The sequence below is a fragment of the Moorena sp. SIO1F2 genome (assembly GCF_010672755.1).
Taxonomy (GTDB): domain Bacteria; phylum Cyanobacteriota; class Cyanobacteriia; order Cyanobacteriales; family Coleofasciculaceae; genus Moorena.
On sequence record NZ_JAAHFV010000662.1, the window covers coordinates 1 to 1411 of the forward strand.

Consider the following 1411-nt stretch of genomic DNA (forward strand, 5'->3'; position numbering starts at 1 on the left):
TTATGCTCAGAGTACTGAACTGAGCCGGTCTTTAAACTGGGGATTCTCGTTAGTGCTGATTGCTGTGTTAGTGGTGCCCCTAGGACTTACCTTTTGGGACGTGCTTGAGCAAGGAAGAGTTGAGGAGCCAGTTCAGGAATTGATTAATAAGAGTCAAGTGTTTAACAAACCAGGTATAACAGAAGTTTCTACTTGGAAGATCAATCGGAAAACTAATCCTCCTTCTATCGAAATGGATATCCGTTCAATAAAACCGATTACACCGGAACAGGTTAAGAGGTTTGAAGATGCGGTTAACATTAAGCTAGGTAAACCCTTTAAAGTGATAGTTGAGGTTACTCCATTTATACCAGTGGAATCCCCTAAGCTTAAAGCTAATTAACTTTAATTTGAGTAAGCATTCAGCTGTCAGCTGTCAGCTGTCAGCCTAATGCTTACAGCGGTTTTAAATTCGGTCAGGTACAAAGTTGTGGGTTTTAGGGAGCAGGGAATCGGGAGTCGGGAATCGGGAATCGGGAATCGGGAATCGGGAAAAAATCCTGTGTACCTCACTTATGATGATAATTGCTATAATTTGAGCATAGTTTACCTTATTCTAAGGGTTAGAGCGATATTTATTTGATGAAATAAGAAGAGGCAAGGAATGGGAATAAGGGAGATTGTTGGAAATGATTAATACAATTAGTAATACTGGGAAATTATTCACTATTGGTCATTCTAATCTCAGTATTGAGGATTTTATTGCTTTACTCAAGCAGCACGGAATTACGGCGGTGGCTGATGTGCGATCGCATCCTTACAGCCGTTACTTACCTCATTTTAGTCAAGCCCCCCTCAAGGCTGAACTATTGTCGGCAGGAATTCGCTATGTGTTTCTGGGTAAGGAGTTGGGGGCAAGACCGGCTGATCTCAGTTGTTATGTTGGTGGTAAAGCCTTATATGAAAAAATTGCCGCCACTGACCTGTTTTCAGCGGGTCTTAAACGGGTAATTCAAGGGGCTGAAACGTACCAAATTGCCTTGATGTGTGCTGAAAAAGACCCGATCACTTGCCATCGGACAATTTTAGTCTGCCAACATTTAGTGAAATCGGGGTTAGAGATTAATCATATTCTCAATGATGGCAGCTTAGAGTCTCATCAGGATTTAGAAGAAAGGCTGCTCAGCTCTCATGGGTTAAGTGATTCCCAAATCAAACAACCGAAGCAACTTTCCCTATTTGATGACCCGACATCTATGGATAACTGGGAGAATTGCTCTCGGGAGGATAGACTTAAGGAAGTTTATCATAGGCAGGGGGATACTATTGCTTATCTAGCAAAGGGAACAGGGAATAGGGAGTAGGGAGTAGGGAGTAGGGAGTAGGGAGTAGGGAGTAGGGAGTAGGGAGTAGGGAGTAGGGAGTAGGGAGA

At 42.8% G+C, this 1411-nt stretch carries 2 protein-coding genes and 1 pseudogene; 2 read left to right on the forward strand and 1 reads right to left on the reverse strand.

Annotated elements, in window-relative coordinates; translation table 11 throughout:
* Window positions 1-382 (forward strand): annotated as a pseudogene (locus F6J94_RS33840) (DUF389 domain-containing protein); the annotation flags it as partial.
* Between the two features lie 26 nt (window positions 383-408).
* Here F6J94_RS33840 and F6J94_RS33845 read toward each other — a convergent pair.
* Window positions 409-552, reverse strand: coding sequence for a hypothetical protein (locus F6J94_RS33845; RefSeq protein WP_293048327.1), 144 nt, complete (start codon window positions 550-552; stop codon window positions 409-411).
* A 116-nt stretch (window positions 553-668) separates the two neighbouring features.
* On the opposite strand from F6J94_RS33845, the gene F6J94_RS33850 reads away from it, so the two are divergent.
* Window positions 669-1343, forward strand: coding sequence for a DUF488 family protein (locus F6J94_RS33850; RefSeq protein ID WP_293048330.1), 675 nt, complete (start codon window positions 669-671; stop codon window positions 1341-1343).
* Window positions 1344-1411 lie beyond the last annotated feature (68 nt).

What these genes read in the sequence shown, in the direction of transcription:
- F6J94_RS33850 (WP_293048330.1), top strand. Translation starts at nt 669, where the DNA reads ATGATTAATACAATTAGTAATACTGGGAAATTATTCACTATTGGTCAT.